This window comes from Rhizobium sp. BK619 (genome assembly GCF_014195245.1).
In the GTDB taxonomy this organism is placed as follows: Bacteria; Pseudomonadota; Alphaproteobacteria; order Rhizobiales; family Rhizobiaceae; genus Rhizobium; species Rhizobium acidisoli.
In genome coordinates, this window is sequence record NZ_JACIBH010000002.1 from 182,933 (window position 1) to 208,169 (window position 25,237).

At 61.2% G+C, this 25,237-nt stretch carries 23 protein-coding genes, 1 pseudogene and 1 riboswitch; of the genes and pseudogenes, 17 read left to right on the forward strand and 7 right to left on the reverse strand.

Going from position 1 to position 25,237, the window contains the following annotated elements:
• The first annotated feature begins 86 nt into the window (after positions 1–86).
• From FHX14_RS04240 to FHX14_RS04250, 4 genes and pseudogenes are all read left to right on the forward strand, one after another.
• On the forward strand, positions 87–809 hold the full coding sequence (locus FHX14_RS04240) for a DUF1868 domain-containing protein (protein ID WP_012559317.1): 723 nt from the start codon (positions 87–89) through the stop codon (positions 807–809).
• Between the two features lie 13 nt (positions 810–822).
• Positions 823–1,467, forward strand: a pseudogene (locus tag FHX14_RS04245) (glutathione S-transferase family protein); the annotation flags it as partial.
• Between the two features lie 159 nt (positions 1,468–1,626).
• Complete coding sequence (gene rpmF / locus FHX14_RS32980) at positions 1,627–1,812, forward strand: 50S ribosomal protein L32 (protein WP_003543812.1); 186 nt, start codon at positions 1,627–1,629, stop codon at positions 1,810–1,812.
• Between the two features lie 256 nt (positions 1,813–2,068).
• A complete protein-coding gene (locus FHX14_RS04250) occupies positions 2,069–2,476 on the forward strand; it encodes a hypothetical protein (protein ID WP_003589652.1) in 408 nt (135 codons plus the stop codon).
• Here the strand turns inward: FHX14_RS04250 and phaR are convergent.
• Positions 2,471–3,043 (reverse strand): polyhydroxyalkanoate synthesis repressor PhaR, encoded by a 573-nt coding sequence (gene phaR / locus FHX14_RS04255; protein ID WP_003583046.1) that lies wholly within the window; start codon positions 3,041–3,043, stop codon positions 2,471–2,473. The two genes, FHX14_RS04250 and phaR, sit on opposite strands and share 6 nt — an antisense overlap.
• A gap of 238 nt (positions 3,044–3,281) precedes the next feature.
• Here phaR and FHX14_RS04260 point away from each other — a divergent pair, with 238 nt between their 5' ends.
• Positions 3,282–4,463, forward strand: coding sequence for an acetyl-CoA C-acetyltransferase (locus tag FHX14_RS04260; RefSeq protein WP_184376403.1), 1,182 nt, complete (start codon positions 3,282–3,284; stop codon positions 4,461–4,463).
• 68 nt (positions 4,464–4,531) lie between these two features.
• Positions 4,532–5,257 (forward strand): beta-ketoacyl-ACP reductase, encoded by a 726-nt coding sequence (locus FHX14_RS04265; RefSeq protein WP_003589654.1) that lies wholly within the window; start codon positions 4,532–4,534, stop codon positions 5,255–5,257.
• Between the two features lie 90 nt (positions 5,258–5,347).
• Here FHX14_RS04265 and FHX14_RS04270 read toward each other — a convergent pair whose 3' ends face one another.
• The 3 genes from FHX14_RS04270 to FHX14_RS04280 form a co-directional block, all read right to left on the reverse strand.
• Positions 5,348–5,506 (reverse strand): hypothetical protein, encoded by a 159-nt coding sequence (locus FHX14_RS04270; protein WP_003589655.1) that lies wholly within the window; start codon positions 5,504–5,506, stop codon positions 5,348–5,350.
• A 196-nt stretch (positions 5,507–5,702) separates the two neighbouring features.
• Positions 5,703–5,960, reverse strand: coding sequence for a YMGG-like glycine zipper-containing protein (locus tag FHX14_RS04275; RefSeq protein WP_003589657.1), 258 nt, complete (start codon positions 5,958–5,960; stop codon positions 5,703–5,705).
• A gap of 27 nt (positions 5,961–5,987) precedes the next feature.
• Positions 5,988–6,143, reverse strand: a complete 156-nt coding sequence (locus FHX14_RS04280; protein WP_003543790.1) for a DUF3309 family protein — start codon at positions 6,141–6,143, stop codon at positions 5,988–5,990.
• Between the two features lie 795 nt (positions 6,144–6,938).
• Between FHX14_RS04280 and FHX14_RS04285 the strand changes: the two genes are divergently transcribed.
• The 5 genes from FHX14_RS04285 (at position 6,939) to FHX14_RS04305 (ending at position 13,352) form a co-directional block, all read left to right on the forward strand.
• Positions 6,939–10,202: a helicase-related protein gene (locus tag FHX14_RS04285; protein WP_184376404.1), complete on the forward strand. Its 3,264-nt coding sequence runs from the start codon at positions 6,939–6,941 to the stop codon at positions 10,200–10,202.
• Between the two features lie 2 nt (positions 10,203–10,204).
• A complete protein-coding gene (locus FHX14_RS04290) occupies positions 10,205–10,609 on the forward strand; it encodes an RNA-binding S4 domain-containing protein (protein ID WP_054182351.1) in 405 nt (134 codons plus the stop codon).
• Positions 10,610–10,803: 194 nt separating this feature from the next.
• Positions 10,804–11,142 (forward strand): ferredoxin FdxA, encoded by a 339-nt coding sequence (fdxA, locus tag FHX14_RS04295; RefSeq protein ID WP_003567552.1) that lies wholly within the window; start codon positions 10,804–10,806, stop codon positions 11,140–11,142.
• A 395-nt stretch (positions 11,143–11,537) separates the two neighbouring features.
• Positions 11,538–12,110, forward strand: a complete 573-nt coding sequence (locus FHX14_RS04300; protein ID WP_003543775.1) for a CarD family transcriptional regulator — start codon at positions 11,538–11,540, stop codon at positions 12,108–12,110.
• Between the two features lie 378 nt (positions 12,111–12,488).
• Positions 12,489–13,352 (forward strand): RNA polymerase factor sigma-32, encoded by an 864-nt coding sequence (locus FHX14_RS04305; RefSeq protein ID WP_012559312.1) that lies wholly within the window; start codon positions 12,489–12,491, stop codon positions 13,350–13,352.
• 102 nt (positions 13,353–13,454) lie between these two features.
• On the opposite strand, the gene FHX14_RS04310 is transcribed toward FHX14_RS04305, so the two are convergent.
• Positions 13,455–14,999, reverse strand: a complete 1,545-nt coding sequence (locus tag FHX14_RS04310) for a M48 family metalloprotease (protein ID WP_184376405.1) — start codon at positions 14,997–14,999, stop codon at positions 13,455–13,457.
• Between the two features lie 382 nt (positions 15,000–15,381).
• Entirely contained in the window at positions 15,382–16,920 is a 1,539-nt protein-coding gene (locus FHX14_RS04315) for an MDR family MFS transporter (protein WP_184376406.1), read from the reverse strand.
• A gap of 115 nt (positions 16,921–17,035) precedes the next feature.
• Here FHX14_RS04315 and FHX14_RS04320 point away from each other — a divergent pair, with 115 nt between their 5' ends.
• The 4 genes from FHX14_RS04320 to FHX14_RS04335 all read left to right on the forward strand — a co-directional run bounded on the left by FHX14_RS04320 (position 17,036) and on the right by FHX14_RS04335 (position 20,965).
• A complete protein-coding gene (locus FHX14_RS04320; protein WP_184376407.1) occupies positions 17,036–17,563 on the forward strand; it encodes a MarR family winged helix-turn-helix transcriptional regulator in 528 nt (175 codons plus the stop codon).
• 120 nt (positions 17,564–17,683) lie between these two features.
• A complete protein-coding gene (locus tag FHX14_RS04325) occupies positions 17,684–18,340 on the forward strand; it encodes a thiamine diphosphokinase (RefSeq protein WP_184376408.1) in 657 nt (218 codons plus the stop codon).
• Positions 18,341–18,343: 3 nt separating this feature from the next.
• Complete coding sequence (locus FHX14_RS04330; protein WP_184376409.1) at positions 18,344–20,164, forward strand: ABC-F family ATP-binding cassette domain-containing protein; 1,821 nt, start codon at positions 18,344–18,346, stop codon at positions 20,162–20,164.
• A 171-nt stretch (positions 20,165–20,335) separates the two neighbouring features.
• Complete coding sequence (locus FHX14_RS04335; RefSeq protein WP_246713352.1) at positions 20,336–20,965, forward strand: DUF5666 domain-containing protein; 630 nt, start codon at positions 20,336–20,338, stop codon at positions 20,963–20,965.
• Positions 20,966–21,011: 46 nt separating this feature from the next.
• Here the strand turns inward: FHX14_RS04335 and FHX14_RS04340 are convergent, their stop codons facing one another.
• On the reverse strand, positions 21,012–22,877 hold the full coding sequence (locus FHX14_RS04340) for an ABC transporter ATP-binding protein/permease (protein ID WP_054182356.1): 1,866 nt from the start codon (positions 22,875–22,877) through the stop codon (positions 21,012–21,014).
• A gap of 155 nt (positions 22,878–23,032) precedes the next feature.
• A riboswitch (SAM riboswitch) is annotated at positions 23,033–23,110 on the forward strand.
• Between the two features lie 49 nt (positions 23,111–23,159).
• Here FHX14_RS04340 and metA point away from each other — a divergent pair.
• Together metA and FHX14_RS04350 are read left to right on the forward strand one after the other, a co-directional pair.
• Complete coding sequence (metA, locus tag FHX14_RS04345) at positions 23,160–24,083, forward strand: homoserine O-succinyltransferase (protein WP_012559304.1); 924 nt, start codon at positions 23,160–23,162, stop codon at positions 24,081–24,083.
• A 93-nt stretch (positions 24,084–24,176) separates the two neighbouring features.
• Entirely contained in the window at positions 24,177–25,199 is a 1,023-nt protein-coding gene (locus FHX14_RS04350; protein ID WP_003589669.1) for an aldose epimerase family protein, read from the forward strand.
• Positions 25,200–25,237 lie beyond the last annotated feature (38 nt).

Sequence of the window (25,237 nt, forward strand, 5' to 3'; positions counted from 1 at the left end):
TTCTCGTTAGAAGGACCAGGCGTCATCTGACATTCTTGGTTCTGCCATATGGGCGGTGCAGTCCAATCAGAACCCTCGAGTCGCCCATGACCGCTACGATGTTTTCTCCCGAGCTTCTCCTCTATTCGAAGACGCACAATCCGAACCCGCCCACCCATCTCGGCAGCCGTTATCACAAGGTTGGCGGCTTTTTGCCCGAGGCCGGCAACACCATCGTCTGCCATGCCGAGAAGGGATCGCGGACGCAGACGGTGCTGATCGAGGCACGGGAGAAATATCTGGCGATGCCGGAGGTCCAGCAGTTCCTCTTCACGCCGATATCAAGCCTTCACATGACGCTTTTCGAAGGCGTCATCGAGACCAGGCGCCGGCAAGATTGCTGGCCGGGCGATCTTCCGATCGAGACGCCGATCGGCGACATGACCGAACTGATGGCGGCGCGGCTCGAAGGTTTTTCGATGGCTGACCCCTTCCATGTCGCCGTGGTCGAAGCGCGCCCGTCAGGCCTGCTCCTCGACGGGGCGACGGAGAACGACCGTAAGGTCATGCGCGCCTGGCGCGACGCCTTTGCCGATCTCCTCGGCTACCGCCAGCCGAACCATGACGACTACAAGTTTCACATGACCTTTGCCTATGCGATCGAGCGGCTGGAGGACGAAGCCTTGCCGCGCTGGCAGGCGATGCTTGATCACGTTGCCGAGGATATCCGCCGCAAGGCCCCTGTTTTCGAGCTGACGCCACCGGCATTCTGCGTCTTCGAGGACATGAACCATTTCCACGAAGTGCTGATTTTCCATTTCGACACCTGAACGGGAGAAGCCCATGGATAGGCTGACGCTCTATATCGCCAACAAAAACTATTCCTCCTGGTCTTTCCGGCCCTGGATGGCGCTGACGGGCGTCGGCATCGATTTCGAGGAGGTCCTGATCCCCTTCGACGACGCGGCCGGCAATCCCAATATCAAGGCCGTATCTCCGACCGGGCGGGTGCCGCTTCTGCAGCATGGCGCGTTGAAGATCTGGGAATCGCTGGCGATCATCGAATATGCCGCCGAGCTTTATCCGGACGCCGGTCTTCTGCCTGCCGATCGCGCCCACAGGGCGCTCGCCCGCTCGGTTTCGATGGAAATGCTCTCGAGCTTCCGGGCTCTGCGCAGCGCTTGCCCGATGAATATCCGCCGGCCGAAGGCAAGGATCGCGCTGCCGGATGGTGTCGATACCGATATCAGCCGCATCGAGACGATCTGGCGGGATCTCCTGCAGCAATCCGGCGGGCCGTTTCTCTTCGGCGCGTTCGGGGCCGCGGATGCGATGTTTGCGCCCGTCGTCAACCGGTTCGAGATCTATGATCTGGTCGACCGAAGCGATACGCTCGCCTATATGCAGACCATGAAGGCGCATCCGGCCTGGCGCAAATGGGAAGAGGCGGCGCGCGCCGAGCCTTGGGTCGTGCCGGAAGACGAAGTCCGAGGCGGGAATCGTCGGCGTGTCAAAAAATATGCATGGGGACTGGTCAAGCCCGCCCCTTGCATGTATAAGCGCGCAAAATTTCCGAAATCGCGACATGTCCGTTTCGGCCGCCAGTCTGGCCGTGGGAATGTTTTGCCCGCAAGTGGAGTAAGAGAAATGGCTGTACCGAAGAGAAAAACAAGCCCGTCCAAGCGCGGCATGCGCCGTTCGGCTGATGCGCTGAAGGCTCCGACCTATGTCGAAGACAAGAACTCCGGCGAACTGCGCCGCCCGCATCACATCGACCTGAAGACTGGCATGTATCGCGGCCGCCAGGTTCTGACGCCGAAGGAAAGCGCATAATTTCCGATTCGGCTTGTCCGATCGAAAGTTTTAAGGCCGGCGTCACGCCGGCCTTTTCATATTCGGCGATATAATATTTGCAATGTCTTGCGGTGGGGCAATGCTTTGCGGCAGTATTCTTCCAGTCGCTAGAACAGGATGATTTTAGGCCCGGTTGGCCTAAAATCTGAATCCTGTTCTCAATTAAAGAGTTAGAGCATGATGTCGCCCGAAAACCGCGCACACTTTTCGGCATCATGCTCTAAGGAGATTGCCGATGATAGCCGCAATGCCGCTGATGATTATCCCGTTCGTTCTCTACAATCTGGCGATGCTCGGCCTGATGGGCGAGGGCGGTATTCCGGCGCTGCAGCATGACGTCATCGTATTGTCGATGATATCAGGCGCCATCTGGAGCATGGCGCTCGGCGATCTCTTCATCGTCATAGCGCTTGTCGTGCTGTTCTTCGAAATCCTGAAAGCGACCAGAACGGGTCCCGGCAACCTCATCAACCACATATTGTCGATGCTGGTTTTCATCGCCTTCCTGGTCGAGTTTCTGCTCGTCCGGGATGCTGCGACGCAGGTCTTCTTCATTTTGATGACGATCGCTCTGATCGATGTGATCGGCGGGTTTGCCGTGTCGATCCGGAGCGCCGGGCGGGATGTCTCGATCGGATTATAGGTTGTCGAGTTTGTTCTGAAGGGCGCGGAGCTGTTCCTTCAACTCATCGATATCCTTGGCCTCGGCCTTGCGGCTTTCCTTGGCCGGCGGCGTCATGAAGGGCGAGAACATCTGCATCGCCTGCTGAAACAGCTCGGTGTTGCGGCGAACCTGGTCCTCGACCATCTGCATCGGCAGTTGCAGGTTCTTACCGAGCGGTGTTTCGCCGAAGGCGCGGTTCACCTGCTCGCGCATCTGGGACTGCTGTTCGCTGAAGGCGCGCATCGAATGTTCGAGAAAGCTCGGCACGACCATCTGCATCTGGTCGCCGTAATAGGTGATGAGCTGGCGCAGGAAGGAGATCGGGAGAAGCGTGTTGCCGGTCTTCGATTCCTGCTCGAAGATGATCTGGGTCAGCACCGAATGAGTGATGTCATCTCCGCTTTTTGCATCCTGGACGGTAAATTCCTCGCCCTTCTTCACCATCTCCGCCAGGTCTTCCAGCGTGACGTAGGTGCTGGTGCCCGTATTGTATAGCCGGCGATTGGCGTATTTCTTGATGACTATCTGACCCTCATGCTTCGCCATATCAGTCTCCTGGACCCCCGTCTGAATTATGGATATTCCTCCACTTCAGACTGTAAACGCAAAAGAAGGCCGGTGACAATCTCTTTGTGCGATGCGGCAAACCTTTCACAGAGCAGATGAATTCGGGCTTTCGCGTTCGTGCCGAAAAATGACCGTGACCGGTCTTCGCGTTTGACTTGCGCTCCAAGCTTTGCCAGTTTCCTCTTATGTAAGTGAGACGAAAACGAGGAGCGTCACCATGAGCAGTTCATCCATCGTCATCGCCAGTGCAGGTCGAACGGCCGTCGGCTCGTTCAACGGCGCTTTCGCAACGGTTCCCGCGCATGAGCTCGGCGCGGCCGTCATCAAGGGTGCGCTCGCGCGCGCCGGCGTCGATGCCGGCGAAGTGGATGAGGTGATCCTCGGTCAGGTGCTCTCTGCCGGCGAGGGCCAGAACCCGGCGCGCCAGGCGGCGATAAAAGCCGGCATTCCGAAGGAGGCGACGGCCTGGGGCGTCAACCAGCTCTGCGGTTCCGGTCTGCGCGCCGTCGCGCTCGGCATGCAGCAGATCGCTACCGGCGACGCCAAGATCATCGTTGCCGGCGGCCAGGAATCCATGTCGATGGCGCCGCATGCCATGCATTTGCGCGGCGGCGTCAAGATGGGCGATGCCAAGATGGTCGACACGATGATCAAGGACGGCCTGACCGATGCCTTCCATGGCTACCACATGGGCATCACCGCCGAGAATATCGCCCGTCAGTGGCAGCTTTCGCGCGACGAGCAGGATCAGTTCGCCGTCGCCTCGCAGAACAAGGCCGAGGCTGCGCAGAAGGCCGGCCGCTTTGCCGACGAGATCATCCCCTACATCATCCAGACGCGTAAGGGCGACGTTACGGTCGATGCCGACGAATATATCCGCCATGGCGCCACGCTGGAGGCGATGGGCAAGCTGCGCCCGGCCTTCGATAAGGAGGGCACGGTGACGGCCGCGAATGCTTCAGGCCTCAACGACGGCGCCGCCGCCGCGGTGCTGATGAGCGAAGCAGAGGCCGTCCGGCGCGGCATCCAGCCGCTCGCCCGAATCGCTTCCTGGGCAACGGCGGGCGTCGATCCGCAGATCATGGGGACCGGCCCGATCCCGGCATCCCGCAAGGCGCTCGAAAGGGCCGGCTGGTCGGTCGGCGATCTCGATCTCGTCGAAGCCAACGAGGCTTTTGCGGCGCAGGCCTGCGCCGTCACCAAGGATCTCGGTTGGGATCCGGCGATCGTCAACGTCAACGGCGGGGCGATCGCAATCGGCCATCCGATCGGCGCTTCCGGCGCGCGCGTCCTCAACACGCTGTTGTTCGAAATGAAGCGCCGCGGCGCCAAGAAGGGCCTGGCTACGCTTTGCATCGGTGGTGGCATGGGTGTCGCCATGTGCTTCGAAGCACTTTAAACAGCATACGATCCGTCATTGATTGAAAAATCCCGCCACGGCGGGCGAAAACAAAAGGGGAGCGGAACATGAGCAGAGTGGCTGTGGTTACCGGGGGTACGCGCGGCATTGGTGCGGCCATATCCGTGGCGCTGAAAACCGCCGGTTACAGGGTTGCCGCCAATTATGCCGGCAACGACGAGAAGGCCAAAGCCTTCCACGACGCCACCGGCGTGCCGGTATTCAAATGGGATGTTTCGGATTACGCCGCCTGCGGCGAGGGGATCGCCCGGATCGAGAGTGAGATCGGGCCGGTCGAAGTGCTCGTCAACAATGCCGGCATCACCCGCGACGCGATGTTCCACAAGATGACGCCGCAGCAATGGCACGAGGTGATCAATACCAACCTCACCGGCCTGTTCAACATGACGCATCAGGTCTGGACCGGCATGCGCGACCGCAGCTTCGGCCGCATCGTCAATATCTCGTCGATCAACGGCCAGAAGGGCCAGATGGGTCAGGCGAACTATTCGGCGGCCAAGGCCGGCGATCTGGGCTTCACTAAGGCGCTGGCCCAGGAAGGGGCGGCCAAGAACATCACCGTCAACGCCATCTGCCCCGGTTACATCGGAACCGAGATGGTGCTTGCCGTGCCGGAGAAGGTGCTGAACGAACGTATCATTCCGCAGATTCCCGTCGGGCGTCTCGGCGAGCCTGAGGAAATCGCGCGCTGCGTTACCTTCCTCGCCTCCGACGATGCCGGCTTCATCACCGGTTCCACGCTGACCGCCAATGGCGGGCAGTTCTTCGTCTAACCTGCCCGATAATCGGAATCGACTTGAAAGCGATAGCGCGTCCCGCGGGACGCGCTATCGCTTTTTGTATGGATGCTCTCCGTGCGGGCATCAGGAACGGTCGCCGGCCTTTTGGTGACGCCGTGGCGGAATCTTGACCGGCACGCGCTGCGGCGAGCGATCCTCGCCGCGAAGCGCTGAGATCGCGGTTGTCAGGAAAGCCAGGCCGATGAGAATGGCGACGGCGGAATTCAGGAAAATCTGACCCATGGAAGCGTTCCTTTCAGATGCGCCGGGCGGCTTCGCCTACCCACTGCGCTCATGAAGGAAATATGCGCCTGCCTGATGAAGGCTGGTAGGTTTGGCTTTGGCGACCGATCGTCAACGCCGCGTTGACGGAGCCGGGGCATCAAAGAAAAACGGGCGCCGAAGCGCCCGTTGGGAAGTCCGATATGCTTCTTGCCGATTAGCGGCAACGAGCCTCGTAGCGGCGGCCGTAGCGGTCGCGATAGACGCAGTAGCCGCGGCGCTCGACCGACTGACCGATGAGAGCGCCGGTCAGACCGCCGGCAACGGCGCCGACGGCGGCACCACCCCAGCTGTTGGTGACCACACCGCCGATGACCGCACCGGTGCCGGCGCCGATCGCCGTGCCTTGCTCGGTCGCTGTGCAGGATGCCAGAGCGCCGACGAGCGCACCAATAAGAACAATCTTCTTCATCATGTCGTAACTCCCCAGGTTTGTTGGCCTTTAGATGCGGCCCATGAGTACAAGGATAATGATAATCACGAGAACTAGCCCCAAACCGCCAGAAGGTCCATAGCCCCAGCCACGGCTATAACCCCAATTCGGCAAGGCTCCGATCAAGAGCAGAATGAGGATAACAAGAAGTATTGTGCCAAGCATGGTGTGTTTCCTTCATTTCATCCGCAATTTGAATGGACCAGAAACACGCATTGGCGATTTTTGTTCCCGGTTAAGCCAGGAAATGTGACGCGCCCGGACCCCCGCCCTATCGGAAACCTGCCCGTATGGTTAAAAAGTCGTTTAAATACAATATGTTGCGGTGAACAAAGCGAGAAGGTCCCGATGTCGCCGATTCGTCAGCGATTCGTTCCGTATTTGATCGGCGCGCCGCCAGTGACCATCCCGGCTTAACGGGATATGAATCCGGCTTCCGAAAGATTAATGCCGATGCGGCAAGGCGGAACGGGCAAGACGGGAGGCGATCCGCATTTAGCGCATGGACCGAATTTCGCCACCAGATGTGGCCGTGAACGAAAGGCGAAAACGATGCGGTCAGCGATTCGTCGCCGATTCGTTCCGGCTTTGGTCGAGAGGTTAATTTCGGGCGCAATTTTCGATTGTGCGTCGCTTGCCGGATTCGCAGATGGCGGCGACGAAAATGCCAAGCGGAGGGAGTCTGACGATTCAGCATCTAGTGGGAAAAAGTGATTCAAAATCAATACTTAGCCGTGAACAAAAGCTGAATCATCGGGAGTCAGCGATTCGTCGCTGATTCGTTCTCACGCTGTTCCGAATCGCAGATGCGGGCGTTCCGCGTGACTCGCAAAGGTCGTAATCCCGGCAGCATTTTGAAATCTGCCCTTGCGTTTGCGGCGGCGGCTGTCCATGTGTTCTCTGGCTTCCGTCGCGGAAGCACTGTTTTCCCGGGGGCTGCCCGCCTCATTTGCATGGACCATGACTCTGACTTCGCAGCCGATGATTCTGAGCGGGCGCGGTGTGACCGCGGTGCTCGGGCCGACCAATACCGGTAAGACCCATTATGCCATCGAGCGCATGGTCGCGCACGGGACCGGCGTGATCGGCCTGCCGCTCAGGCTGCTGGCGCGCGAGGTCTATACGCGGGTGGTGGAGAAGGTCGGCGCGCAGAATGTGGCGCTGGTCACCGGCGAGGAAAAGATTTCGCCGCCCAATGCGCGTTTTTCGGTCTGCACCGTCGAGGCGATGCCGCGTGAGACCAAGGCCGCCTTCGTCGCAATCGACGAGGTGCAGCTCGCCGGCGATCTCGAGCGCGGCCATATCTTCACCGACCGCATCCTGCATCTTCGCGGCCGCGAGGAAACGCTGCTGCTCGGAGCGGCGACGATGCAGCCGATCCTGCAGCAGCTCCTGCCCGGCATCACGATCGTCGAGCGGCCGCGGCTTTCGCATCTTTTCTATGCCGGGCAGAAGAAGATCACCCGGCTGCCGCAGCGCTCGGCCATCGTCGCCTTCTCGGCCGACGAGGTCTATGCCATCGCCGAGCTCATCCGCCGGCAGCGCGGCGGCGCGGCTGTCGTGCTCGGTGCGCTCAGCCCGCGCACCCGCAATGCGCAGGTGGCGCTTTATCAGGCGGGCGATGTCGAATATCTGGTGGCGACCGATGCGATCGGCATGGGCCTCAACCTCGATGTCGACCACGTCGCCTTCGCCCAGGACCGGAAATTCGACGGCTACCAGTTCCGCAATCTCAATCCGGGCGAACTCGGCCAGATCGCCGGGCGCGCCGGGCGGCACGTCCGCGACGGTACCTTCGGCGTCACCGGGCAGGTTTCGCCCTTCGACGAGGAACTGGTGCAGCGCATCGAGAGCCACCAATTCGACAACGTCAAGGTTTTGCAGTGGCGCACCACCGAGATGGACTTCTCCTCGATCCAATCGCTGCGCGCCAGCCTCGAGGCGGGACCGCGCGTGGCGGGGTTGACGCGGGCGCTGCCTGCGGTCGACCAGCAGGCGCTGGAACAGCTTTCGCGTTATCCCGAGGTGATCAACCTTGCCGACAGGCCGGCCCGGGTCGAAAAACTCTGGGAGGCTTGCGCCCTTCCCGACTATCGGCGTATCACCCCGGCACAACATGCCGATCTTATCTCGACCCTCTTTTCCGATCTCGTGCGCTATGGCACGGTGAACGAGCAGTTTCTCGCGGAACAGGTTCATCGCTCTGATCGGACAGATGGGGAAATTGACACGCTTTCGGCGCGAATCGCGCAGATAAGAACCTGGACCTATGTTTCGAATCGGCCTGGTTGGCTTGCCGATCCGACACACTGGCAGGAAAAGACGCGGGAAATCGAAGATCGATTGTCCGACGCGTTACATGAAAGGTTGACGAAACGCTTTGTTGATCGCAGGACATCTGTGCTCATGAAGCGCCTGAGAGAGAATGCGATGCTGGAAGCTGAAATCAGTGTGAATGGCGATGTCTTCGTTGAAGGACATCATGTAGGGCAATTGAGCGGATTCCGTTTCACGCCGGTGGCGGGAACGGACGGACCGGATGCCAAGGCGGTTCAGGCTGCGTCGCAAAAAGCGCTCGCGCTCGAATTCGAGGCCCGTGCGGCGCGAATCCATGCCGCTGGCAACAGCGACCTGGCGATCGGTTCGGATGGGTTGATCCGTTGGATCGGCGACCCGGTGGCGCGGCTTTCGGGCAGCGATCACATCATGCGTCCGCGGGTGATTCTGCTGGCCGACGAACAGTTGACGGGCAATGCCCGCGATCATGTCGCCGCCCGTGTCGAACGCTTCGTCAATCATCATATCAGCACGGTGCTGAAGCCGCTCGATGATCTGTCGCGCGCCGAGGATCTGCAGGGACTGGCCAAGGGGCTGGCCTTCCAGCTCGTCGAGAATCTCGGCGTGCTGTTCCGCCGCGACGTGACCGAGGAGGTCAAGTCGCTCGACCAGGAGGCCCGCGCCTCGATGCGCCGCTACGGCGTGCGTTTCGGCGCTTACCATATTTTCGTTCCGGCACTTCTGAAGCCGGCGCCGGCCGAGCTCATCACGCTGCTCTGGGTGCTGAAGAACGACGGTTTGGACAAGCCGGGCTACGGCGATCTCATTCCGGTGCTTGCCGCCGGCCGCACCTCGGTCGTCACCGACCCGAGTTTCGAGCGAATGTTCTACAAGCTCGCCGGCTTCCGATTCCTCGGCAAGCGTGCCGTGCGCATCGACATCCTCGAACGGCTTGCCGATATCATCCGGCCGCTGCTGCAATGGAAGCCCGGTCAGAGCAACCGCCCGGAGGGCGCCTATGACGGCCGCCGCTTCACGACGACGACGGCGATGCTGTCGATCCTCGGGGCGACGCTCGAGGACATGGAAGAAATCCTCAAGGGCCTCGGCTATCGCGCCGATGCCGTGAAGGCGGAAGAGGCATCTGCACATCTTGCGACGCAGGATGCGGCCTCAGTGCCGGCAACGACGACGGAAACGCCTGCCGACGAGACGGCCGAAAAAGCCGATCACGACGATGCCGACGGCGCGACGGAAGACACTGCCGCCGAGCCATCTGCGACCGAGGCGGCTTCGGCTGATGTCGACACGCCGGTGGCGGAAGCGGTGGAAACCGCCGCTCCTGATGAAGCGGTCGAGACATCTGCTCCTGATGAAGCTTCTGCTCCCATTGAAGCGGCGTCTGCGCCTGAGGAAGCAGCATCCGCTGAGGAAGCGGTGTCGGCTTCCGAGGAGGCCGGCGAGCCGGTGGAACCGAAGCCGGTTCTTCTGTGGCGTCTCGGCGGCCGCAACGACAATCAGCGCCAGGCGCGCGGCGGGCATGGCGAACGCCGTGGCGGCCAGGGCCAGGAGCGCGGTCAGAACCAGGAACGCGGCGACCGCAATCGCCGGCCGGGCGGCGGTGAAGGCGGCGAAGGCAATCGCGGCGGCGAAGGCCGCGACAATAATCGCCAAAACCGCGGCAAGGACGGCGGCAGCCGCGATGGCGGCCGGCCGCAGCAGGCAAGAGGCGACCGCAACAACCAGCCGCGAGGCGACCAGCCGCGCGGCGACCGGCAGGACCGCAAGGATCGCGGCGAGCGCAATGACCGCAACGATCGCAACAACAACCGCGGCGGTTCGCAGCCGCTGCGCTTCGAGGCCAAGCCGCCGCGCAAGGAGAAGCCGATCGATCCGGATTCACCTTTCGCCAAGCTCGCGGCTCTCAAGGAGCAGATGAAGAAGTAATCATGAGCGGGGAGACACAGCCGACAAGCGGTTCGCGCCAGCGCATCGACAAGTGGCTGTTCTTCGCGCGCATGGTGAAGTCACGCTCGCTGGCGCAGAGCCATGTCCAATCGGGCCATGTGCGCGTCAACGGCGAGCGCTGCAATCATCCAAGCCAGATGGTCAAGCCGGGTGACCGCATCGAGCTGACGCTGGAGCGGCGCGACGTCGTTCTCGTCATCCGCCTCGTCGGCGAGCGGCGGGGGCCTTATGAGGAGGCCCGGCTGCTCTACGAGGACCTGTCGCCGCCGCCCGATGAGGCAAAACGCCTCACCCCCTTCGAGCAGGCGATCCGGGCGACCGGCACCGGCCGTCCGACCAAAAAGGAACGACGCGCAATCGACAGGCTGATGTCGGACGAGGATTAGAAAACTCTGCCCGCGGCGGCGGCTTTTGCAGATCGTTTATCCTTGAAATCCGGCGTTAAAGCCGATACGTCACTGACAACCTGCCGGAAGCGTGCTTGCCTCCCAAGCCTGCCCACGCTTTTCCTCCGGCACGGGGATAGGCGCGACGTTCCAGGTTGCCCGGCCCCCATCAGCATGGAATCCTGGAGTTCTTCATGACCTATGTCGTGACCGACAATTGCATCAAGTGCAAATACACCGATTGCGTGGAAGTCTGCCCCGTCGACTGCTTCTACGAGGGCGAGAATTTCCTCGTCATCCATCCCGACGAATGCATCGATTGCGGCGTCTGCGAACCTGAATGTCCCGCCGAGGCGATCAAGCCGGATACCGAGCCGGGCCTCGACAAATGGCTGAAGATCAACACCGAATATGCCACCATCTGGCCGAATATCACGGTGAAGAAGGATCCGTTGCCGGAGGCCAAGGAGATGGATGGCGAGACCGGAAAGTTCGAGAAGTATTTCTCGGAAAAACCCGGTTCCGGCGATTGAGATGGCGGCCATAATCGGCCGCCGGATTGGGGCGGCCGTGGGGTAAAACGTTTTAAAAGCTGCGTGAGGAATATGGGTGACATGTGTTGCCCGCATGACTCAAGCGAAGCAAATTATTGATTTCCTCATATTTTTATGATAGGTTTCGTCTACTGTTCCATTTGTGGCATGACGCATGCCCAAAACCATCACGAAAGCAAAACCAAATCCGTACGCGGTTTCCGTGACATATCAACGCTTTGAGCGCCGGGTCCCAAGATCGTGCGCAAGAAGTTCTTTGCTTTTGCCCGATGGGACCAGAGTGAAGTCACCCGACGGATTCTACCGTCTCACCCGGGCCTGACTGACCCGGCTCCGGCCGCCGCCGGAAGCGTAACAGGGAGTTTTTGAATAGAATGACGACTCAGCAGAAAAAGCCTTCCACAGCACGCCATGGCTTCAAGACCGGTGAATCGATCGTCTACCCCGCTCACGGCGTCGGTACCATCACCGCTATCGAAGAGCAAGAAGTTGCCGGCATGAAGCTCGAACTTTTCGTTATCGATTTCGAAAAGGACAAGATGCGGCTGAAGGTTCCGGTCGCGAAGGCGATGAGCATCGGCATGCGCAAGCTTTCGGAAACGGATTTCGTCGAGCGTGCATTGAAGGTCGTGCAGGGCAAGGCCCGCGTCAAGCGCACCATGTGGTCCCGCCGCGCCCAGGAATATGATGCCAAGATCAATTCCGGCGACCTGATTTCCATCGCTGAAGTCGTGCGCGATCTCTATCGTGCCGAAAACCAGCCTGAACAGTCCTATTCCGAGCGCCAGCTTTATGAGGCTGCGCTCGACCGCATGGCGCGCGAAATCGCCGCTGTCAACAAGATGTCGGAAACCGAAGCCGTCCGCCTCGTCGAGACCAATCTCAACAAGGGTCCGAAGCGCGGCAAGGCGATTGAAGAAGACGATTCGCAGGACGAAGCCGCCTAAGGCGATCCTGTTTTTTCCTATCAAAAAACCCGGCGCAAGCCGGGTTTTTTATTGGAACTTTTTCACGGCTGCCGCGTTTAACACACGTAATTGCGGACTGCTCGTCGGGCAATATGCCTCGACGGGCGAACTGCTATTCCGTCAATGTTCGGTGAGGAGCGGATCATGCCTTTTCAATATTGCCCATCCGGCAACGTGAAGAAACAGGTCCGGCCCGGCCGTCTCAACGGCACATGATAAGAAATAGGGCCTCCCCCTGAAAAGTCCAGGGGCGAGGCCTTCATGCATTCAGAACCCCAATTCAGTCCGGACAGCGATGTTCCGGAAGGTGCGTTTTATTGTTCATTTAGGGCGAGAGGCCTGTTTCAGGAGATCGAAATGAAGAACATGTCTGCAGACCGGCGCATGATCAAGATCGCGATGGCCGCCCCCTATCTCGCCCGCCAGGAAGAGCATGATCTCGCTATCCGCTGGAAGGATCACGACGACCGAGGCGCGCGCAACCAGATCGCCATGGCCCATATGCGGCTCGTCATATCGATGGCGGGCAAGTTCCGTAATTTCGGCCTGCCGATGAGCGATCTCGTGCAGGAGGGCTATGTCGGCCTGCTGGAGGCCGCCGCCCGCTTCGAGCCGGAACGCGACGTGCGCTTTTCGACCTATGCCAGCTGGTGGATCAGGGCTTCGATCCAGGATTATATTCTGCGCAACTGGTCGATCGTGCGCGGCGGCACGAGCTCGGCGCAAAAGGCGCTGTTCTTCAATCTGCGTCGTCTGCGCGCCAAGCTCGCCAAGGGCGACACGCAGCTGACGCTGCAATCCATTCACCAGGAAATCGCCGCGGCGCTCGGCGTCAGCCTTGCCGATGTGCAGACGATGGATGCCAGGCTTTCCGGCAACGACGCCTCGCTGCAGGCGCCTTCGGTCTCCGGCGATGCCGAGAGTGCGGAGAAGATGGACTTCCTCGTCAGCGACGATCCCCTGCCGGACGAGCAGGTTTCCAACATGATCGACGGCGAGCGCCGCCGCGTCTGGCTCGCCTCGGCGCTGAAACATCTCAACGAACGCGAGATGAAAATCATCAGCGCCCGGCGTCTGGCGGAAGACGGCGCCACGCTCGAAGAACTCGGCGCCGATCTCGGTATTTCCAAGGAGCGCGTGCGGCAGATCGAAAGCCGGGCGATGGAGAAGCTCCGCAGCGCGCTGGTGAGCGCCGATCCGCATATGGCGGCCTATGCTTAGATTTAAAATTCCGCTGCGTCCTGTGGGCGTCGAAAGACGCCCGGCGCGGTAACTTCGTTCCCCTCCAGCAGCACTGACTCGCCCGGCGTAAGCCGGGTTTTTTTATTCGGCGATGATCTTGACGCGATCGCCGGGTGAAACGGCTGCACCCGTGGGCAGGGCATTGATGAGTTTGAAGAGATCGAGTTTGCGATCGGTGCCCATCATGCGGGCGGCGAGCGTCGAGATGTTTTCACCCGGCCGGACGGTGACGACACGGATGCGCAGGGGCTTCAGCGAGGCTGCCTCGGCCGGTGTCATGCGACGGAAACTTGCGCGCAGGACATTGGCGGTCGGCTCGAGCGCGTCGCTGCCTTTCGGCACGGCGGTCAGGAAACGGAAGATCTGCGAATTGTTGCGGATCACGGTAACATCGAAATCCCAGCGATCCGCGCTTGCTCGTGCTGTCGCTGCTTCCATGCCGTTGATGGTGACCGGCTGGATGGTCGACGGGTTGAGGCCGGTCACCCAGCCGCTGGAGATATAGTTGGTGAGGCTCTGGTTCTGATTGTCGGCGACGCCATCGAAGCGGACGGCGATGTCGTTCGGGCCGGTGGCCATCACGGCTTCGACCTTGTTGTCGATGTGGAAGTCCGGCGGCACGTCGAAGCGGATGCCGAGGCCTCCATGCAGGAAGGTCTGTCCGCGCACATAGCCTTCCTCAGGGCTATCGCCGTAGAGCAGGCCGTCTATGCCGTCGAGATAATAGTCGCGGCCCTTGTCGCCGACCGACCCTTCCTGGCCGAAGGCACGCGCATGGGTGCGGGCAAGCTCGATGCGCTGCGCCGAATTCGGATGGCTCGACAAGAAGTCGAGGCTTTGATCGGCTTCGGGATCGACCGACATGAAGCGGCTGTACGCGGCCATGGAATCGAGGAAGCGGGCAGCGGAATAGGGGTCGTAGCCGGCTTCGCCGAGCATGCGTACGCCGATGACATCGGCCTGTAGTTCCTGCTGGCGGGAGAAGGCGGCGAGCCGCAGTTTGCCGCGGGCCAGTGCCTGTTTGCCGGCGATATCGCTGGAAAGGACCTCGGCGACGACGCGGCTGGCGATGACCTCAGCCTCTTCGCGCTTCTGCCGCTCGATGCCGTGGTTTGCCGTCACATGGCCCATCTCGTGCGACAGCACGGCGGCGACTTCGGAGGCGTCGTTGGCAAGGGCGAGCAGGCCGCGGGTGACGTAGAGATAACCGCCCGGCAGCGCGAAGGCGTTGATCGCCGGTGAATTCAGGATGGTGATGCGGTAGGACTGGCTCGGATTCTCCGACACCGCCGTCAGCGCGCCGGCGATGCGGGCGACGAGGCGCTCGGTCTTGGCGTCCTTGTATTCGCCGCCGTAGCTTGCGACGATGCGCGGATGTTCGCGGGCGCCCATCGCCGCGCGCGGGTCGTTCTTCTGCACCTCGTCGACGATCTGCGGATTGGAAGAAGGCGAGACGCTCGGCTGATAGGATTGCTCGATCAGCGTTTGACAGCCATTCAGCGCCATTGCGACGGCCGAAAGCAGCATCAGGCGACGCGCAAAGCGCCGGGGCGCGAAGATGGCATCACTGGAAAGCGCGGGCGATTTCCACGTCGTCAAGCTTTCCAGTCTGGTTCTCCGCATCATGTCGCTATTTTGCCGGTTCGCCGCAGATTGGCACCGACCGTGGCAAGGGGAATTCAACAGGTGCCTACCCCTGATCTCGCGCTGCACAATCGGCCGATACAAGTCCTTGCTGTAGCTGATTTACGCATCGGTTGCATAGCGAGACTCTGCTTAAATGTGGCGGCGTTGCATTTTGGCAAGCCTCGGGCGTTGAGGCCTCCCTTCGCTCGGATGAAATTATGGCGAAAGTTCCGTCAGAAAGCGCAGATTCGTCGGCTGCGCAGAAAAAGAACGGCGCGATTGAAGCAATCGAGCGGACAGCGGCAGTCAGGCGAGAAAATTACAATCTTTGATAGTCGCGGCCGAGAAGAAATGCCTTTTAATGAGGTATCCGCCCGATTCGTTATTCCGCGGCTTCCGCCGTCGTCGGTTGCGGTCTCTGCGCCTCGCCGGCGCGGGGCAGTTGCACAGGCTTCAGCATGAGAGCGGCCACAAGGCCGATCAGCGCAATGGCGCAGGCGGTCAGGAAGAGCGGCGAGAAGGCGGCGGCATAGAGATCGGCGACAGACTGGCGGCTTGCTTCGGGAAGGGAAGCCATCATCTTCGGCGTCAGCTGCTCGATATCGGCGACACCGGGAATGGACACGCCGACCTTGTTAAGCTGAGAGGCGATGATGGCGCCATAGATGGAGATGGCGATCGACGCGCCTCCCATGCGCGACAGGGTCACCGACCCGGTGGCGGCGCCGACGTCGCGGGCCGGCGCTGCATTCTGCACGCCGATGACGGGAACCTGCTGGGCAAGGCCGATGCCGATGCCATGCAGCATCATGATCGCGCCGATGAAAGCGATCGGCGTTCCCGCATGGATCTGCGACATCAGTGCGAAGGCGATGGCGCTGCAGGTCAGGCTTGCAATAGCGAAGGGCTTGTAGCGGCCGGTCTTTGAGATAATGCGGCCTGCAGACAGCGATCCGCAGACGAGGCCGCCCGTCAGAAGGATGAAGAGAAGACCGGCGGCAGAGGGCGAAAGGCCGGTGGTGGTCTGCAGAAAGAGCGCGAGGTAATTGACCATGCCGATGGCAATGGCGCCGCCCATGATCGAGATCACCAGAAGCAGGTTGAAGGTCGAATTACGAAAGAGCTCCAGCGGCACGATCGGCTCCGGCGCGCGGCGCTCGACGAATACCCAGGTGACCGCGCAGACGACGCCGAAGGCGACGATGGCGATACTCTGCGGCGAAACCAATGCGCCGAACAGTTCGCTGCTGTCGGTGGCAAGCACGATACTGGTCGTCGTCAGGGCGAGCAGCAGCGCTCCGGCATAATCGATCCTCGGGCGGCGATGCGGCTTGCGATAGGGCAACATCACGGCAAGGCCGGCAAGCGCGATCAGGCCGATCGGCACGTTGACGAGAAAAATCGAACGCCAGCCGAAAAGGTCGCTCATCGTGCCGCCGAGCACCGGACCGATCGCGCCCGACGCCATCAACACGAGGCTGGAATAGCTCTGGTAACGCGCCCGCTCGCGCGGCTCGAACAGATCGGCATTGACGGCGAAGATCGATACCATGATGCCGCCGCCGCCGAGACCCTGCAGCACGCGGGCGGCGATCAGCGTGTTCATCGAGACCGCGAGGCCGCAGACCGCCGAGCCGACGGTGAAAATCATGATCGCCGTCATCATCACATATTTGCGGCCGAAGAGATCGCCGAGCTTGCCATAGAGCGGCATGACGGCGCTGAGCGCCAGGAGATAGGCCGAGCCGATCCAGCCGAAACGCTCGAGATGGCCGAATTCGCCGACGATCGTCGGCAGCGCCGTCGAAACGATCTGATTATCGAGCGTCGCCATGAACATGGCCGTCATCAGGAAGAAGAAGAGGATAAGCCGGCGACGAGGATCCGTCACGAGCGGCTGAGGCGCGAGTTGCATGTCCATGGGAGCATCATTCCGGGTTGGCCGCCTTTTATGTGCTGACAGCATATATTTGTCAATGGCACATTAATGACATCGGCATATTCAAAATCCGAAACGGCTCTGATATGGTCCGATCATGAATGACGTGCTGACCAAGACCAATTCCCCGGAACCGGCTGCGCCGGATGAGAAAAACGTCCCGCGCATCGGCCGGAGCATGGGGCGCATGCGGTTGATGACCGGGCGGCGGTTGATCGGCCGGCTGGCAATCCAGAGTGCCGCGCCGGGCCTGGAACTTTCGCATCTCGATGTGCTCGATGCCGTGCGCAGGGCGCAGCCTGCCGACGAAGTCACGGTCGGCATGATCGCGGAGATGCTGCGCATCGATCCGTCACGGGCAAGCCGGGTGGTGGCCGACATGGTTGGGCGCAACGTGCTGCGCCGCGAGGCTTCACAGGCCGATGCCCGGCGCATTGTCGTCGTCATGACCGAGGTCGGCCAGAAACTGCTTGCCGAGATCGTCGCGCAGAAACTCGCGATCATCTCCGAGATCGTCTCCGACTGGCCTGAGGAGGATGTCGATCGCTTCGCTATATTGTTCGAGCGTTTCATCGGCGGCTACGAGGCGGTCTTCCAGTCGCGCGACAAGGACACGCCGGGCTAGCTCCTTTTCACATGAGCGGGCGCTCCCAAGTGCGTCCTGTTGGATGCGCGGCGCTCGACGGCAAATGGAGCCGATCGAGCCGCGCCCCTTCCCCTCGACCCCTCGTTTGCGCTAAGGGCAATGCCCATGAGCCAATCCACCTTCACCATTCTCCTTGGCGGCGAACTCAGCCTGACGGAGCGCCTGCGCCTTGCCGTCGGCGACAGCCGTTTCATCGCGGCCGATGGCGGTATGCGGCATGCGGCGGCACTCGGCATTACGCCGGAGATCTGGGTCGGCGATTTCGATTCGACCCCGGCCGATCTCGAAGGCGCCTTTCCCGATGTGCCGAAACAGCCCTATCCCGCGGCAAAGGCGGCGACGGACGGTGAAATCGCCGTGTCGGAAGCGATCGCGCGGGGTGCGCGGCGGCTGATTCTTGCCGGTGCGCTTGGCGGCGAACGCTCGGACCACGCGCTTCAGCATCTGCTGTCGGCCGTCAGTCTGGCTGAACAGGGTTTCGACCTGCTGCTGACCTCGGGCAAGGAGGAGGCGGTGCCGCTGCTTGCCGGTATGATCGAGCTGGATCTTCCCAAGGCCAGCCTGTTTTCCGTGCTCGGGTTCAGCGAGCTGACCGGGCTTTGCATCGACAATGCGCGTTATCCACTGGCCGATTTCCATCTGCCTTTCGGCTCGTCGCGCACCATTTCCAATGTCGCGGAAGGCACGGTTCGCTTTTCGCTCCGCAGCGGCCGGGCGATTGTGCTCGCCAGGCCCTATGATCTTTCCGGAGTCTGATTTTTGGCCCCTCCCATTCTGAAACTCGACGATATCTTTCTGAGCTTCGGCGGCGCGCCGCTTCTGGCCGGCGCCAGCCTGCAGATCGAGCCCGGCGACAAAATCTGTCTCGTCGGGCGCAACGGCTCGGGGAAATCGACGCTCCTGAAGATCGCCGCCGGCCTGGTCGAGGCGCAATCCGGCGAGGTCTTCCGTCATCCGTCCTCGACGGTGCGTTATCTCGAACAGGCGCCCGATTTTGCTGGTTTCAACACTGTCCAGGCCTATGCCGAGGCCGGCCTCGGGCCGGGCGACGACCCGTATCGCGTCACCTATCTGCTGTCCCATCTCGGGCTGACCGGCGAGGAAGATCCGAGCACCCTTTCCGGCGGCGAATCGCGCCGCGCAGCACTTGCCCGCGTGCTGGCGCCGGAGCCCGACATTCTCCTGCTCGACGAGCCGACCAACCATCTCGACCTTCCCACAATCGAATGGCTGGAAGGCGAGCTGCAGAAGACGCGCAGCGCCCTGGTGCTGATCTCGCACGACCGCCGTTTCCTCGAAAAGGTTTCGACGGCAACCGTCTGGCTCGACCGCGGCACCTCACGCCGGCTCGACAGGGGATTTTCGCATTTCGAGGCCTGGCGCGACCAGGTGCTCGAGGCCGAAGAACTGGAGCAGCACAAACTCGGCAAGGCGATCGAGCGCGAGGAGCACTGGCTGCGTTACGGCGTCACGGCGCGGCGCAAGCGCAACATGCGCCGTCTCGGCGAGTTGCAGACGATGCGCTCGCAATATCGCGGCCACAAGGGGCCGCAGGGCACGGTGCAGGCGACGGCTTCGGACGCGCAGGAATCCGGCAAGCTGGTGATCGAGGCCGACAAGATCACCAAGAGCTTCGGCGACCGGCCGATCGTCACGCCCTTCTCGATCCGCGTGCATCGCGGCGATTGCATCGGTCTGGTCGGGCCGAACGGCGCCGGCAAGACAACGCTGCTGAAGATGCTGACCGGGCAGCTTTTGCCGGACAGCGGCACGATAAAGCTCGGCACCAATCTGGAGATCGCGACACTCGACCAGAAACGCGAGGATCTCGATCCCGAGGATACGCTCGCCAATTACCTGACGGACGGGCGCGGCGAAAACCTGCTCGTCAACGGCGAGCAGCGCCATGTGACCGGCTACATGAAGGAATTCCTGTTCCAGCCGGAGCAGGCGCGAACGCCGATCAGAAGCCTCTCGGGCGGCGAGCGCGCGAGGCTGATGCTGGCGCGTATTCTCTCGCGCCCGGCGAACCTGTTGATCCTCGACGAACCGACCAACGATCTCGATATCGAAACACTCGATCTGCTGCAGGAGATCGTCGCCGGTTTTCCCGGCACCGTCATTCTCGTCAGCCACGACCGCGATTTCCTCGACCGCACCGTGACCTCGACGATTGCACCCGCCGTGCCGGACGCGCCTGATGGCCGCTGGATCGAATATGCCGGCGGCTATTCCGACATGCTTGCGCAGCGCAAGGGCGCGATCGACGAGCGCAAGCGGGCCGAGAAGGCGGCGGAGAAGCCGAAGTCCCAGGAGGCGGCACCTTCCGGCGGAGGCTCGAAGAGCAAGCTCTCCTTCAAGCAGAAATTCGCGTTGGACAATTTGCCGAAGGAGATGGCGAAAGCCGAAGCCGAGATCGCCAAACGCGAACAGGCGATGGCTGATCCCAACCTTTTTACGCGCGATGCGGCTGCCTTCAACCGGCTTGCCAGCGAGATGGAGAAGCTGCGGGCCAGCCTCACCAAGATGGAAGAGGAGTGGCTGGAGCTCGAAATGCTGCGGGAAGAGCTGGAAGGCTGAGGCTTTCCAACACTACCCGCCTCACCTTTCCTTGATTGGCCAGTCTGCCGTTGCACGGCATAAGGTGCCGTCCGGCAGAAAATCCAAGTGTTGCAGCCTCCGTTGTGCGTCTGAAAAGACGCGCGGCGCTGTGAGGATATGCCGATCGCAATGGCGACAAGGAAAACTCATATGTCCCGCAAGCCTCATTCCAGAATTTTCACGCTACTTGCCGCCGGCGGCCTCGCTGCGCTTGCCGCTTTGCAGGCCGCACAGGCACAAGATGGCAACCGCATTCGCGTTCGCGGTGCCATTGAAAGCTTCAGCGGCGATAGTCTCGTCGTCAAGACGCGCGAAGGCGGCGATGCGACGATCACGCTGAAAGCCGGCTGGAAAGTCGGTGGCATCAAAAAAGCGTCGGTCGAGGATATCAAGCCCGGCGACTTCGTCGGTGTTGCCTCGCTCCCGAAAGGCAGCGGCCCGGATGGGGCGATCGAGGTGCTGATCTTTCCGGTGTCGATGAAGGGAACCGGCGAGGGCAACCGCCCCTGGGATGCGCAGCCGAACAGCCAGATGACCAACGCGACTGTCAGCAACGCCGTCAAATCCGTCGACGGCCATACGATCACGCTGGCCTATCAGGGCAAGGAAAAGACGATCACCATCGCCGATACGACACCGATCGTGACCTTGGCGCCGGCGACCAAGGACGATCTGAAGGCTGGCGCCGGCGTCATCGTCATCGGCGAGAAAGCGGCGGACGGCAGCATTTCGGCCAGCCAGGTGGCCGTCGGCCTCAACGGAATCACGCCGCCGATGTGACCATACGTGAAATTCGAAGGGATGTAGCGTCTGTCGGCGCGGCGCTCTACAGCGCCGGCGCGGGCATGGCGGCGGCACCCGTGGCGGCGCTGGCGCCGGTACGGGTGACTTGCTGCTGTTGCTGCTGCGGTTCCTCGGATTTTGCCGGCAGCGCCTGCAGATGCAGCACGCGCGGCTTCAATGCCTCGAGATAGGCCTCGGAACGGCCGATATAGATCATGCCGCTTTCCGGCATGGAGGTGAGCAGCCCGGCCATCGTTTCCTGCCATTCCGGCTCCATGCCCTCAAGCACTTCGTCGAAAATGATCCAGCGCGGACGGGCGAGAAGCAGGCGGGCGAAGCCGATTGCCTTCTGTTCGTCGCTGTCGAGCAGTTTGTCCCAGCGGGCGCGGGTATCGAGCCTTGATATCAGCGAATGCAGGCCGGCCTTGTCGAGGGCTGCGTCAACGGCGGCTTTCTCATAGGCATCGGGGCTTTCGGGGAAGGCCAGCGCCTCACGCAGCGTGCCGCCGGGAATATAGGCGATCTGTGGGACGAACAGCATGTCGTCGACTGGCGGCAGGCCCATCGTGCCGCTGCCGCACGGCCAGAGGCCGGCCATCGCCTGGAAGAGCAGCTTGCGGTTGACGCTGTGATCGCCGTTGATCATGATCTTTTCGCCTGATTTGATCACGACATCGGTTTCGCGCAGGCGGAAGCCGCCGCATTCGTCGATCTCTTCACCGATCTTGGCGACGATCACCACATCCTTCAATGTCAGCGTATCGGGCGCGGTGTTTTCATAGGCGATGCCGTCCTTCAGGGCGAATTCCTCTTCCATGTCGAGCAGCGCCTGGCGGAAATCGGTGACGCGCATCAGCGTGGCGCGCCATTCGGCGATCGGACCGAAATTGGCGACATACCAGCGTAGCGCCGTGTTGACCTGGTTGAAGGCGCCGACCGACATCATCAGCTGACCAAGGGTGAGGCCGCCGGAGAAATAGGCGGGTGCTGCGACGATGATCGGAATGACGATGACCAGCCAGCCGTAGCCGGCCGAAACCCAGGTGAGGTTGGTATTGGCCATGGCGAGCCGCTTGACGACCCTCAGCACCGAGCTGATGTCGGTGTTGATGCGCCGGCGTTCGTTCTCCTCGCCGCGGGCAACGGTGATTGCCGGCATGTTCTCGTTGGCATGCATCAGCGTGAAGCGAAGCTCAGCCTCCTTTGAGAAGCGGTCCGCATTGAGCTTCACCAGCTTGCGGCCGACGACTTGGCTCAGCACCGAGGCGGAGGCGGCGTAGAAAATCGCCGCCCAGACCATGTAGCCGGGAATGGAGAAGCTGTGGCCGCTGATGTGGAAGATGAAGCCGCTGGAAAGCTCCCAGAGCACGCCAATGAAGCTTACGAGAAGAATGGTCGACTGCAGCAGGCCGAGAACGAGCCCTGTCGTGCTTTCGGCGAGATTGCGGGAATCCTCGTGCAGGCGCTGGTCCGGATTGACGCCGATCAGGCCGCTGGAGGCGAGCCGCAGCGCCCGCTTGCGCTTCAGCCACTGGTCGACGAGGTCGCGCGACAGGCCCTCGCGCATATAGAGCGCGGTCATCTGATTCAGCCATGCCTGCAGCACGTTGAGCAGCAGCAGCGTGCCGGCGATCATCGCGAAGATTTCGAGCTGGTGGAAGAATTCGCCGAGGTCGCGGCGCTCCAGCGAATCGTAGAAGGGAGCATTCCACTTATTGAGGATGACCTGGCCGTAGGACGTCGCCAGGATGACGAGGATCAGCACGGTCGCCAGAAACAGCACCTTGCCACGCACTTGCGAATTCCAGAATGCTGAGAACATCACCCCGAGGCGGTCAGTCAGGCTGAGATCATAGCCTACCCTATCCTGCCTTCGGATGCCCGGCCTCCCCTCGGTCTTATCTGCCATCACGCTTTTCCAACATCGCCCATGCTTACCATTATTAACATGGTGGCGTTACCGGTCTATCAACAGATTCTATCAGTCATTAAACTGTGATGATGCTTGCATGAGTCGCTCCCGCATGCATTCGGCAGTTGATTCGTGGCTCGACTGGGTCTATTTAAGCGTTCCGTGGTGATTTGGCCGGCCGGCTTGCAGCCACGTTAAAAAATTCGCTAAAGGGCCGCGTGCGGACCGGTAGCGATTTTTTTCGCCGCCGGTTTTTTGCTTTTTGATCGAGTGACCGCAATGCCCATCAAGATTCCTGACACGCTGCCCGCCTTTGAAACCCTCGTTCAAGAGGGTGTGCGGGTGATGACCGAGACGCTGGCGATTCGTCAGGATATTCGTCCGCTGCAGATCGGACTGCTCAACTTGATGCCGAACAAGATCAAGACCGAATTGCAGATGGCCCGCCTTGTCGGCGCCTCGCCGCTGCAGGTCGAGCTGTCGCTGATCCGCATCGGCGGCCACAAGGCGAAGAACACCTCCGAAGATCACCTGCTTGCCTTCTACCAGACCTGGGAGGAGGTGAAGCACCGCAAATTCGACGGCTTCATCATCACCGGGGCGCCGATCGAGTTATTGCCCTACGAGGACGTGACCTATTGGCCGGAGATGCAGGAGATTCTCGACTGGACGGAAACGAATGTGCATTCGACGATGAACGTCTGCTGGGGCGCGATGGCGGCAATCTATCATTTCCACGGCGTGCCGAAATACGAGCTGAAGGAGAAGGCGTTCGGCGTCTATCGCCACCGCAACCTGAAGCCCTCGTCCATCTATCTCAACGGCTTTTCCGACAATTTCGAGGTGCCGGTGTCGCGCTGGACCGAGGTGCGCCGCGACGATATCGAGAAATCGGACGAGCTGGAGATCCTGATGGAATCCAGCGAGATGGGCGTCTGCCTCGTGCACGAGAAGCGCGGCCGTCGGCTCTATATGTTCAACCACGTCGAATATGATTCCACCTCGCTGTCCGACGAGTATTTCCGCGATGTCAATACCGGCGTGCCGATCAAGATGCCGCACAATTATTTCCCGCATAATGATCCGGCGCTTGCGCCGCAGAACCGCTGGCGCAGCCATGCGCATCTTTTGTTCGGCAACTGGATCAACGAGATCTATCAGACGACGCCGTTTGATGTAGAGGAGATCGGAATGGATCTGTGAGGGGCATCCCTTTCTGATCTCGGCCGGTTGCGGTTTGGAACAAATGCGGGCAGGTTCCGGTCGGAATGCTAGATATCAAACGGACGGTCGATCATGTCGGATAAGTTGGAACGGGAAGTTTTCGGGCAGACCAAGGCGGGCGAGACCGTTTATCGCGTCGTCATCAGGGGCGGCGGGCTGACGGCCAAGATCATTAGCTGGGGCGCGGTCATCCAGGATCTGCGCCTGGAAGGGCATGACGCGCCGCTGCAGCTCGGCTTTGAGGATTTTGACAGCTACCCGCTCTATTCGGCTTATTTCGGCGCGACGCCCGGCCGCTGTGCCAACCGTGTCGGCGGCGGCGCCTTTACGCTCGACGGCAAGGACCACCAGCTCGAGCTGAACGAAAACGGCGTGACGCATCTGCATGGCGGCAGCGACAATATCGCCAAACGCAACTGGACGGTCGTCGAGCACGATGTCGACCGCGTGGTGCTGAAGATCGTCGATCCCGATGGCCGTGCCGGCTATCCCGGCAATTGCACCATCCAGGCAACCTTCTGGGTGCACGGCAACGGCGAACTGTCGGTGACCTACGAATCCACAAGCGACCAGCCGACGCTCGCCAATGTCTGCCAGCATGCCTATTTCAATCTCGATGGCCGCGAGGACGCGCTCGGCCACGACATCATGATCGCTGCCGACCACTATCTGCCGACCGACGAGAAACAGGTGCCGACCGGCGAGATCCGTTCCGTCGCCGGCACGGAATTCGATTTCCGCGAGATGGCGCCGATGAAGCGTTTCGCCGGCAGCGAACAGATGCTGTACGACCATAATTTCTGCCTGTCCGGCGAACGTACCGCCAAGCGTAGCGTTGCGCTCGCCCGAAGCCTCTATTCCGGTGTGTCGCTTGAGGTGCGCAGCACCGAGCCGGGTGTGCAGTTCTATGCCGGTTTCAAGCTGAATACCGGTGCTCCCGGCCTCGGCGGGCGCAAATACGGCCCCTTCGCCGGCTTCTGCCTGGAGACGCAGGTCTGGCCGGATGCCATCAATCACCAGGGTTTCCCGAATGCGGTGCTGCGCCCCGGCGAAGTGCTGCGTCAGGAAACGGATTATATCTTCACCAAGAGCTGAGCGTCTTTTTCGAGACGCGATGCCGGGACGTACGGCTG

Coding starts and splice junctions, on each gene's coding strand:
- FHX14_RS04325 (WP_184376408.1), top strand. CDS start 17,684: ATGCCCATGAGCCAATCCACCTTCACCATTCTCCTTGGCGGCGAACTC.
- fdxA (WP_003567552.1), top strand. CDS start 10,804: ATGACCTATGTCGTGACCGACAATTGCATCAAGTGCAAATACACCGAT.
- FHX14_RS04240 (WP_012559317.1), top strand. CDS start 87: ATGACCGCTACGATGTTTTCTCCCGAGCTTCTCCTCTATTCGAAGACG.
- FHX14_RS04305 (WP_012559312.1), top strand. CDS start 12,489: ATGAAGAACATGTCTGCAGACCGGCGCATGATCAAGATCGCGATGGCC.
- FHX14_RS04300 (WP_003543775.1), top strand. CDS start 11,538: ATGACGACTCAGCAGAAAAAGCCTTCCACAGCACGCCATGGCTTCAAG.
- FHX14_RS04270 (WP_003589655.1), bottom strand. CDS start 5,506: ATGGGTCAGATTTTCCTGAATTCCGCCGTCGCCATTCTCATCGGCCTG.
- FHX14_RS04315 (WP_184376406.1), bottom strand. CDS start 16,920: ATGGACATGCAACTCGCGCCTCAGCCGCTCGTGACGGATCCTCGTCGC.
- FHX14_RS04275 (WP_003589657.1), bottom strand. CDS start 5,960: ATGATGAAGAAGATTGTTCTTATTGGTGCGCTCGTCGGCGCTCTGGCA.
- FHX14_RS04285 (WP_184376404.1), top strand. CDS start 6,939: ATGACTCTGACTTCGCAGCCGATGATTCTGAGCGGGCGCGGTGTGACC.
- FHX14_RS04265 (WP_003589654.1), top strand. CDS start 4,532: ATGAGCAGAGTGGCTGTGGTTACCGGGGGTACGCGCGGCATTGGTGCG.
- rpmF (WP_003543812.1), top strand. CDS start 1,627: ATGGCTGTACCGAAGAGAAAAACAAGCCCGTCCAAGCGCGGCATGCGC.
- phaR (WP_003583046.1), bottom strand. CDS start 3,043: ATGGCGAAGCATGAGGGTCAGATAGTCATCAAGAAATACGCCAATCGC.
- FHX14_RS04310 (WP_184376405.1), bottom strand. CDS start 14,999: ATGATGCGGAGAACCAGACTGGAAAGCTTGACGACGTGGAAATCGCCC.
- FHX14_RS04335 (WP_246713352.1), top strand. CDS start 20,336: ATGTCCCGCAAGCCTCATTCCAGAATTTTCACGCTACTTGCCGCCGGC.
- metA (WP_012559304.1), top strand. CDS start 23,160: ATGCCCATCAAGATTCCTGACACGCTGCCCGCCTTTGAAACCCTCGTT.
- FHX14_RS04350 (WP_003589669.1), top strand. CDS start 24,177: ATGTCGGATAAGTTGGAACGGGAAGTTTTCGGGCAGACCAAGGCGGGC.
- FHX14_RS04340 (WP_054182356.1), bottom strand. CDS start 22,877: ATGGCAGATAAGACCGAGGGGAGGCCGGGCATCCGAAGGCAGGATAGG.
- FHX14_RS04260 (WP_184376403.1), top strand. CDS start 3,282: ATGAGCAGTTCATCCATCGTCATCGCCAGTGCAGGTCGAACGGCCGTC.
- FHX14_RS04290 (WP_054182351.1), top strand. CDS start 10,205: ATGAGCGGGGAGACACAGCCGACAAGCGGTTCGCGCCAGCGCATCGAC.
- FHX14_RS04280 (WP_003543790.1), bottom strand. CDS start 6,143: ATGCTTGGCACAATACTTCTTGTTATCCTCATTCTGCTCTTGATCGGA.
- FHX14_RS04250 (WP_003589652.1), top strand. CDS start 2,069: ATGATAGCCGCAATGCCGCTGATGATTATCCCGTTCGTTCTCTACAAT.
- FHX14_RS04320 (WP_184376407.1), top strand. CDS start 17,036: ATGAATGACGTGCTGACCAAGACCAATTCCCCGGAACCGGCTGCGCCG.